The sequence below is a fragment of the Schlesneria sp. genome (assembly GCF_036405755.1).
Taxonomy (GTDB): domain Bacteria; phylum Planctomycetota; class Planctomycetia; order Planctomycetales; family Planctomycetaceae; genus Schlesneria; species Schlesneria sphaerica.
The window spans coordinates 1-8,768 of the sequence record NZ_DASWWZ010000293.1; the positions used below are offsets into that span (position 1 = coordinate 1).

Consider the following 8,768-nt stretch of genomic DNA (forward strand, 5'->3'; position numbering starts at 1 on the left):
CCTGCCTGCAAGCGGTGTCAATAAAGCCGTCGGTACGCAATCAACCGGTCAGGGTAAGGTTCTGAAGACCGGCGTGAATAATTCGAAGCTTGGAGACTCACAAAAGAAGTAAGTACGGAGAGTCCACGTTGAGAAGGTTGCGGTCGGTTTAATGACTCGGGAGGAATTGAACCGCTCTGAACTTTCGACACGGATGTGCAGTCCCGCATGGCTGAAAGCCCGCTGACCAATCTGGTCGCGGGCTGAGCTTTTAGCTGGAGACACGCTCGAAGGCTCACCGTCGCCGCTACCGGGGTTTGACTTGTCCCTCGCGATCTTTCCGGAACATCTCGTCCAGGACAATCGGATGCCAGGATCCATCTCGCTGTTCGGCGGGCGCATAGTGTCGCCTGGCCCAGGTGCGCATCCGCATTTCTTCTACTGGATCGACATCATGGCTACTGACTTGTTCGAACATAACCAGTCCGCTCACGATACCCTCCTCCACCGTACTAACGGCTCCGAATTGCTAAAGAACCGAACGACTGAACTCGCTCGACGCCTGCCAGCGTAAACAAATTTGAAATTTTGGCAACAAAAAAGCCGGTTTCGCCAGGTTTTTTCCATCTTCTCTCCGACATTTCCACAAAAACTCGTGGAACCGACTTGCCACCAGTGCTCTAGTTGAAAAGGATTGTGCACGCTTGGCTTCGGCGAGCGATCGACTTCCTTCAACTTCGAGTATGGCCTGGATTCACGGTATGATCGTAAATACGCTTACGTCAGATGAAGTTCCTGCACGCTCTTAGGAGGAGCCATGGACGGGCTCGTTCAGAGTGGTCTGCAACCGAATCTTGAATTACGTCACCGGGAATTGGAGCCGTCAACTCCCACACAAATGCAGTGCTGGATCTCATTCGGTGGGAATGTTGGGGACGTCAAAGCCACATTTGATGCCGCTCTGGCACTTCTCAGCTTGCACCGCCATATAGAACTCGGTCCACGCTCGGGACTTTATTGTTCTGCACCGATGGGAGCGCAATCAGGGAGCGAATTCCTGAATTCCATCTGCGGACTGAAAACCAGATTGAATGCCCGTCAACTGCTCTGCGCCCTGCAATCGGTGGAAACGCAGCTTGGACGAGTACGTGACATCTACTGGGGTCCGCGGACGCTTGATCTTGATCTGCTGAGTTATGGCTGCAGCGTAATCGAAGAGACTAATCTGATCGTGCCCCACCCGGCATTGACGTATCGTCGATTCGTATTAGATCCGCTCGCCGAAGTCGCTGCTGAGTGGCGCCATCCCCTACATGGAGAGACCACACGAGAAATGCTGGGTCGAATCCAGATTCGCCCGTTACCGGTTAAGTTACTGGATGTTCCTATGGAACACATGGAAGCATTAGCGGCCCTGATCCGGCCAAAGTTTCCTGATATTCAATTTGTGCATCCAAAAGACCCGACCAGACAAGCACTGCTAATTCGTTTTGCTGGTGGCCCACCCTGCGAAAACCAGACGGTCATTGATTTGCGCCGTTCGCCTGGAGATCGGCATGAAAAACTGACCGCTGCCTTCACAGCGATCTTTGACAAACCTCTTCGCATCAGTGATTGGTGAGCAGAGCCAGTTACAAGCAAAGGGGACAACCGTTGCCGTGGATGACGACGCAGAACAACGGACAGCTCAGGCGGTGACGCCCACGCGATGCAGAATTGGGATTGCGTGTCGTCTGGCCGAAATCACATGAAGTGTCTGAGTGGAGTTCGTTTAAGGCCGTCCGTGACCGCGATCGAAATCAGGATCACCAGAATCGCAAGTAGTCCTCCTTCATGCAGTGGTGTCAATCGACAGGTGAGAAATTGCACGAACGGATGGACCAGATAGATCCCAAAGCTAAGCCCGGCTAGCCAGCTTATGCAGCCAAGGGCGGGGATGTGGACGAGCCAGGCCGCTCCGATTGCTGCTGTTCCCAGGATGCAGGGGATATAAAACGCAGGTGAGTGCGTCGCAAGACACCCGATAGAAACTGCGAGGACAAGCGAGACAACGCGTAATGTCTTTCTGGACAAGCCGCCCGAATGGGGGAGCGAAAGCCCCACGGCGACAGCGGGAAATCCGAATACCCACTGTCCAAAAGGGGCGGGAAACGTGGTCGTCTCCAGAATCCAGGCGCAGATCGCGGTCGTGCCACTCACAAGCATCACGGCCGTCGCACCCGCTGTCCGTTCCGAATAATAAATGTAGGCCTGCAATGGTCGCGCAAGACAGGTGACGAGAAAGGCAAAGGGGAGATACCACAGGTGAAGTGATGTGCCTGCCAGGAATGCCCATTCGTTAGCGGGATGCCTGGAGATCTCTTTGAGCCCTTGTGATTTGATCAGGTTCGCGCCTCCGTAGACGGCGCACCAGAACAGCCATGGCAACAGAAGTCGCTTCGCACGCTTCACGACCATCAGGGAGAAGGGCGCTGATGCACCGGGCGCCGTAGCAAGCCCCAAAGATAACGCGATGAGTGCAGGCAAACCGGCATAAGCCAGGAATTTTCCCGGCCCCTTACAGTGGAACCAGACAACTCCGAGAGCAGAGACAATCCGAAGCAAATCCAGCGCTACATTCCGGTTTGATCTCGCGGCTGTGACGGATGGCAACTCGCTCGTCTGGACCGATTGCACGTCAGTGCTCATATCGGTCGTTCCTGTGTCTACTCAAGCTTAGCCTCGTCCGTGACTGAGTCGCTGAAAAACTCGTCACAATAAAAAGTCCTGGTCGCCTAGTTCAACGGTGTCTAGTGATTTCGGCCCCTCAACCAGGCCGCTGCGACTCTAAAGTGCTTGCTCTCAAAAACATAGAATCGCGTCTCGCGTTGTTAGCAACTTCCATTCCAGCAGGCGAAAGAAGGTGCGAATGGCATGAAGAATGGATCTCACTGCACGCGTTGGAAACTCTTTACTAACTTGGCGGAAAAGTTTTTTCAATCTCGGAAGAATTTCTTGCCTGCAGATGTTGTGCTTCGGAGGACGTCCGCCACAAACTTTTGCGAAAATTGCTGAGAACTGAGGCGAATCGCCCCACTTCAAGAGTTTTGTATCGGTGGATCTTGATGGATTTGGCTTAGGAATCAGAATTAAATTGTTGGCTGGAAGGTCGGACGCTCAGGTTCCCCGATTTCCTCGCACGGGGCTTGAATCGAGAGTCGAAGGCATCCTCCAGGCTTCCTATCTATTCCAGGTTAGCGAGACCGAAGGTTCGTTCAGAGGTTGCGTGCTCTTTTTCAGGAGAGGTTGGGTAGTTTGTGGGAGGATGGGCGAAGTCCCCTCGGAACGAGAGCAGACTCGGTTCAAGCGTTTTCGCCCACCCACCTCAATGTTACGATCAATTCAGGTTCACTTCGGGTACGCCTGCTCTAGCCTGCGATTCCTCACGGACTTTCGATGGACGTCATCCGGCTGCGGTTGTCGCGCCAACTCGTCACTGATCGCTCAGGGCGCGTTGATCACCTCGGCAGATTCAGTTCCTCTGGAAATCACAAGTTTGTTTCAGGACGGCGTTTGCAACAAGTGCGCCATGCTCGCTTCACCGGCGTTTGGGGAGACTTGCTTGAGTGTTGCCAGTCTGAATTTTGGCGAGATCTCTCCAAGGAAAGGTACTCCGCGGAGGCTGAACGTCCCTCGCTCGGCCGAGAAATCCTCCCGGGAAACGCGTCTCTGAGTGTCAACTCTGCTCCGATTTGCTCCACGAGGGTGGGGTGTCGTGTACTAGACAAGTACTTGACAGCGATACTGAAATATGTATCGAACAGTCTTGACTCAAATCCTGATTAACGAGTAGAAGACCGACGATGCGACACAGCCATTCGTGCTGTAATGCAGTAATCACTAATGTCAGCGTTGATTTTATCGACGCGTGGAAATAGTCCAAATCTATTGTTCGCAGGTGAAGTTGAGATAAGTACATTGTTTTAGTCTTTATCCATAACACCTGTAATTAGCTTTGAAATTAAGTGTACGGTCCAGTCTCACGATTATTTCGCTTCCGCCCGGAAGTGAATAAAACCGACAGGATCAGATCATCACTTGAGTGTTGTCGCCGACTTCCGGTCCATCACGCTAACAGATGGTATGTCGGGCTCAATTGATGTCTCCAGGCATACTTCGTAACGTGTGATTAGCGGCAGTCTACGGACTATCGTTTGAGCGTGCTTTTCCGTGCGCTTGTAAGCCGCCTGAATGCCCCTCTACTGCCCATCTTATTTTCGATTCATAAACACTCCTCCTGGAATGGGGGAGTGTCTGATCTTAAGCCTCTGTAAATTTTGACTAGAACGGAGACTGGACCAATGGGTTCTCGTACGCGACAGGTCTCAACCATTCTGATGGCGGCACTTGTCGCATTGGTGAATTCAGGTGCAATTGCAGGTCCCGGCGCGTCCACGCCGGCCGCACCAAGAAAAGTTTTCTTCGCGGACCCCTCAAAAGGCTCAACGACGAAGGGCGATGGATCGGCGAAAAAGCCGTGGGGGTCACTTCAGTCGATCATTGATGCAAACTTGATCGACGGCAGGGCTCGATCAAATGGGAAAGTCGGTCCGGGTGATTTGATTTATCTGATGTCGGGTAATCATGGAGACATTGGAATCTGGGGCCCATCGCACACCAATGCTGACTTCATCACGATTCAGGCAGGTCCGAGTCAGACGCCCATCATCAAAACGATGACGATGTCGAACTGTGAAAAATGGGTCGTGCGAGGTGTGACATTTGAGAATATTCCCAAGGCTGGGGACCGTAAGGTTCTTCTGAATATTCAGCAGTCCAATGAGGTGATCATTGACGCGAATAAATTTCGCTCGCAAGCAGACGTCCGCAAGTGGAGTCCCCGCAACTGGGCCACGCTGAGTGCCCCCCACGCGATATTTACGAACAAGCTCACGAATTCGACCATCAGCAAGAATATTATCACGAATGTAGAGAACGGGATCGCGGTGTCAGGCGATTCGCTGGACGTGTCAAACAATTCAGTTGACTATTTCGCGAATGACGGAATTCAGTTCACCGCAAGCAATTCAATTATCAGTCGTAACCGCATTACAAATCATTACGGTCTTTGGAACAATGGTTACCATCATGACGGAATGCAAGGTTATACCGCGTGGGATGAACGCGATACCAAGAACGTCATTGTGGATGGAAACACCGTCCTGGCTTCGACCGGCGCTTACCCGCTGATTCCTCCGGTGTCCACCGGTCAGGGTGATGACTATATGCAGGGAATCGTGATCTTTCAGGGGGACTGGGATAATTTAACGGTCACGAATAATGTGGTCGGAGCCGCAGGATTCCACGGCCTCTCCCTGTTTAATCTGAAGAATTCTTCCGTGTTGAACAACACCATTATCTCGCAGGCGAAGAACCACGATTCGTGGCTAGGTATCTTCGGGGAATACAAGAATGTCGTCGTCCGAAACAATATCGCGACGACGTATTCCCTTCCCGAGAAGGGAGTGCTGTTCGATTCAAACCTGGCATTCACGAAAAGCTGGCAGCCGTGGCAGCGATCGATCCCCTACACGTCACCGGAAAAAGTATTCACGAAGTGGTCACCGTCAACCGCCCAGTTTGATTTTCGGCTCGCTAAAAACAGCTACGCGATTGGTCGCGGGAGCACCCGAAACTTCGCCCCCCGCGATATCGTCTACGTCAATCGAAAATCGCAGGTGGTGGATATGGGAGCTTACGTTCACAGTCGCTGATCGTGCCCGCGAGTACTGTGTGAACCTGGGTGGTCAGAGATTCGCCTCGTGCCCCTGACATTCCTCGACGGCATCGATCAATCGGTCGATGTCGTCGTTTGTGTTATAGAGATGGCAAGACACCCTGAGGAACGATTGGTCGCAGCAATTTGTGACTGGTATTTCGATCCTGTAGCGTTCACGCAAACGTTGTTGGAGTGGATGCATGGCGTTGGGCTTTGGCTTCTTCCAACCGTCATTTTTCAGAGGGATGGCGATCATCGAGGCATACCACTGAATCGAGTCCGGAATCCAGGCTGTCTGTCCCCAGCGGGATTCCATTTTCTGTCGAGCCGACGCAGCCAATTGATGCGTCCAGAGACGAAACTGCTCAAGTCCCGCCTGTTCCATAAATCTGATGGCTGCGGGCACCGCGAGATTCGGAGCAGGGTCCCTTGTTCCGAGCCAGTTCAACTGGTCCTGCCACCGTTCTGGTCTGCCACCCAAGCTTCGACCCCAACTCGTCACAGGCGACGTCAGGCTTCGTTGGTGTTGGCGCTTCACGTACAGGAATCCCGAACCAAATGGCGCGCAGAGCCACTTATGCAAGCTGGCGCAATAGTAATCGCAGTCGAGTTCACCCAGGTTGACGTCACGCATCGCGATGGCGTGAGGGCCATCGACGCAGACTGGGATCCCGCGGGCGCGTGCTTTACGGCAGATCTCTGCGACAGGAAGAACAATGGCTGAGGGCGAAGTCACATGGCTGACGACAATCAGCCTGGTCCGGGGGGTAACAGCGTCGAAGATGGATTTCACGACGGCGGCAGCGGGATCGCTGCCATATTGCTGACCGGAAGCGATTTCCGCCGTGGTCTCGGGGATTGATCCGAGTCCGAGCTTCGCTGTGACAACGCGGGCACCTGTCTGCTGGCATCGTTGCCTCCAGATTCGAAACACGGCTCCGTATTCATGATCATTCAGCAAAACCTCGTCGCCAGCCTGCAGAGGAAGGCTGGCGGCAACCACGTTCATTCCCACGGTCGCATTATCAACAAACACCATATCTCTGGCGTCTGCCCCAACGAATCGTGCCAGCACGCTCATGGCTTCATCGAGCGCCGGTTCCATCTGCGTGAGATAGAAATCCATCGGCTGGCGTTCCAACCGTCGAGACCAGTCTTCACGGCATTCTTGCACGACGCGGGGCGAGGGGCCGAACGAGCCGTGATTGAGGTACGTGATATCTTCGGGAATTGACCATTCGGATCGTGGCGGGGGTACATAGTTCAAGCAAATGCCCCTTCGTGAAAACGGAACTTGCATGCGCCAGAGGGCGTATGTCTGGGATTACTGGTGTGTGTGTTCTGCACCAGGAAACTCGCCATCCCGTACTTCCTGCAAGTACCGTGTCGTCGCCTCGAGAATCACGGATTGAAGATCGGCGTAGCGCTTCAAAAATTTGGGATGGAACTGCTGATTCATCCCCAGCATGTCATGGCACACCAGGACCTGTCCGTCACAATCGGGTCCCGCACCAATTCCGATGGTCGGGATGGAGAGTTCTCTGGTAATGCGTGCGGCAACGGATTGCGGCATCAGTTCCAGCACAACTCCGAAGGCACCAGCATCTTCGGCAGCCTTGGCATCGGCCAGGAGGGCTTCCTCGTTGCGCTGTACCTTAGACATCCCCCCCATTTTCATGACTGACTGGGGACGCATGCCGACGTGTGCCATGACGGGCAAATCGGCAGCGGCCAGTGCACGAATTGTGTCGGCCTGGTGGACGCCCCCTTCCAGTTTGACCGCTCCCGCTCCGGTTTCTTTCAGAATTCGTCCGGCATTTTCAAGCGCCTGTGTCGAGCTGACCTGATAAGACATAAAAGGGAGATCGACGATGACAAGAGCTCTAGAGGTGGCTCGCACGACCATTTCGCCGTGGTAAATCATCTCATCGAGGGTGACAGGGACTGTGGAGGATTTCCCCTGTACCACCATCCCCAACGAATCGCCCACCAGGATCGCATCGACACCGGCTTGATCGAACAACCGAGCGAACGCAAAATCGTAAGCTGTCAAAACAGTCAGCTTCTTTTCGCGCCCTTTCGCCGCGGCAAACTTGGGCACCGACATCGGCGAAATCTTGGGAGTGCTAGGGCGAGATTCAGACATACCAGCAATTTCCTGTCCGCAAAATAGGGGCAGCGTCTCGGCCATCCAGACATTCCCTGGGGGACGCAACGCTCAATTTCAATGTTAACGCTTCCGGCAACCCATGTCCGACCCGCGGTCTCCTCGGGAGGTTCGGCGGCGATCCCAGTGCGAGGATAATTCGCCGAATTGCCGGGGCTGCAGCCGTGGCAGCAGACTGTATCGGCTTTTTCAGGACATCTCGAAAGGGGGGGAGGGACAGTTATCATTCCCCGTTTTGCTGGGTCACACCCTGCCAGCCGGTCCGGAAACTATTTCGAGAACAATTCAGCAAAATCTTTCTTCACCGAGTTAACCCCTGCGACCGCCAAGCGAATGTCATTCGTAGGAGACAGCATTTTGCATCCTTTGCTGAGCAGCATCTCTGCATGCTGAGCATTGAATGTGACCGCCGCCCAGGGTTTGCCAGCTTCGCGGCAGGCCATTGCGACTTTATCGATCGCTTCCAGGCATTTTTCGTGAAAGAACTGTCCGGTGACGCCGAGGCTCTGGCTGAGATCTGAGGGGCCGACGAAGAGCGCATCGACGCCGTCGATCTCGGCAATTTCCCGGCACTGTTCCAGCGATGACAGAGTCTCGATCTGGATGGCGACGAAGGTTTCTTCGTTGGCTTTGCGCGTGAACTCGGCGGCGGGAATCATGGAAAACTTGGCATCCCAGCCCCCGGCGTTCAATCCGCGCCATCCGCGAGGAGCAAACTTGGCCCATCGCACGAATTCTTCCGCTTGCTGAGCGCTGAAGATTTGAGCCGCCATGATGCCGCTTGAGCCTGCTTCAAAGCAGCGGGTCACCGTCGCATAGTCCGTCGGTGCCACTCGGCAAAAAGTGTCCAGGCCATGTTCCCGC

7 protein-coding genes are annotated in these 8,768 nt (G+C 54.0%); 2 read left to right on the plus strand and 5 right to left on the minus strand.

Annotated features, from left to right (window positions below):
* Positions 1-286: 286 nt before the first annotated feature.
* On the minus strand, positions 287-472 hold the full coding sequence (locus tag VGE80_RS10285) for a hypothetical protein (RefSeq protein ID WP_373651890.1): 186 nt from the start codon (positions 470-472) through the stop codon (positions 287-289).
* A 324-nt stretch (positions 473-796) separates the two neighbouring features.
* On the opposite strand from VGE80_RS10285, the gene folK reads away from it, so the two are divergent.
* A complete protein-coding gene (gene folK, locus VGE80_RS10290) occupies positions 797-1,600 on the plus strand; it encodes a 2-amino-4-hydroxy-6-hydroxymethyldihydropteridine diphosphokinase (protein WP_440592599.1) in 804 nt (267 codons plus the stop codon).
* Positions 1,601-1,722: 122 nt separating this feature from the next.
* On the opposite strand, the gene VGE80_RS10295 is transcribed toward folK, so the two are convergent.
* The gene (locus VGE80_RS10295) at positions 1,723-2,667 is read right to left on the minus strand and encodes an acyltransferase family protein (protein WP_440592600.1); all 945 of its coding nucleotides are present in this window, start codon (positions 2,665-2,667) and stop codon (positions 1,723-1,725) included.
* Between the two features lie 1,652 nt (positions 2,668-4,319).
* Here VGE80_RS10295 and VGE80_RS10300 point away from each other — a divergent pair.
* Positions 4,320-5,732 carry a hypothetical protein gene (locus tag VGE80_RS10300; protein WP_440592601.1) on the plus strand — a complete coding sequence of 471 codons (1,413 nt, stop codon included), beginning with the start codon at positions 4,320-4,322 and terminating at the stop codon, positions 5,730-5,732.
* A 33-nt stretch (positions 5,733-5,765) separates the two neighbouring features.
* On the opposite strand, the gene VGE80_RS10305 is transcribed toward VGE80_RS10300, so the two are convergent.
* The 3 genes from VGE80_RS10305 to VGE80_RS10315 form a co-directional block, all read right to left on the minus strand.
* Positions 5,766-7,004 carry an aminotransferase class V-fold PLP-dependent enzyme gene (locus VGE80_RS10305; RefSeq protein WP_440592602.1) on the minus strand — a complete coding sequence of 413 codons (1,239 nt, stop codon included), beginning with the start codon at positions 7,002-7,004 and terminating at the stop codon, positions 5,766-5,768.
* A 57-nt stretch (positions 7,005-7,061) separates the two neighbouring features.
* On the minus strand, positions 7,062-7,883 hold the full coding sequence (panB, locus tag VGE80_RS10310; protein ID WP_440592603.1) for a 3-methyl-2-oxobutanoate hydroxymethyltransferase: 822 nt from the start codon (positions 7,881-7,883) through the stop codon (positions 7,062-7,064).
* A gap of 290 nt (positions 7,884-8,173) precedes the next feature.
* Positions 8,174-8,768: HpcH/HpaI aldolase family protein (locus VGE80_RS10315; protein WP_440592604.1), on the minus strand; the 595-nt coding region annotated here is incomplete at its 5' end.

Excerpts from the sequence above, each read along its gene's own strand:
- VGE80_RS10295 (WP_440592600.1), bottom strand. The coding sequence starts at position 2,667 with ATGAGCACTGACGTGCAATCGGTCCAGACGAGCGAGTTGCCATCCGTC.
- VGE80_RS10300 (WP_440592601.1), top strand. The coding sequence starts at position 4,320 with ATGGGTTCTCGTACGCGACAGGTCTCAACCATTCTGATGGCGGCACTT.
- panB (WP_440592603.1), bottom strand. The coding sequence starts at position 7,883 with ATGTCTGAATCTCGCCCTAGCACTCCCAAGATTTCGCCGATGTCGGTG.
- folK (WP_440592599.1), top strand. The coding sequence starts at position 797 with ATGGACGGGCTCGTTCAGAGTGGTCTGCAACCGAATCTTGAATTACGT.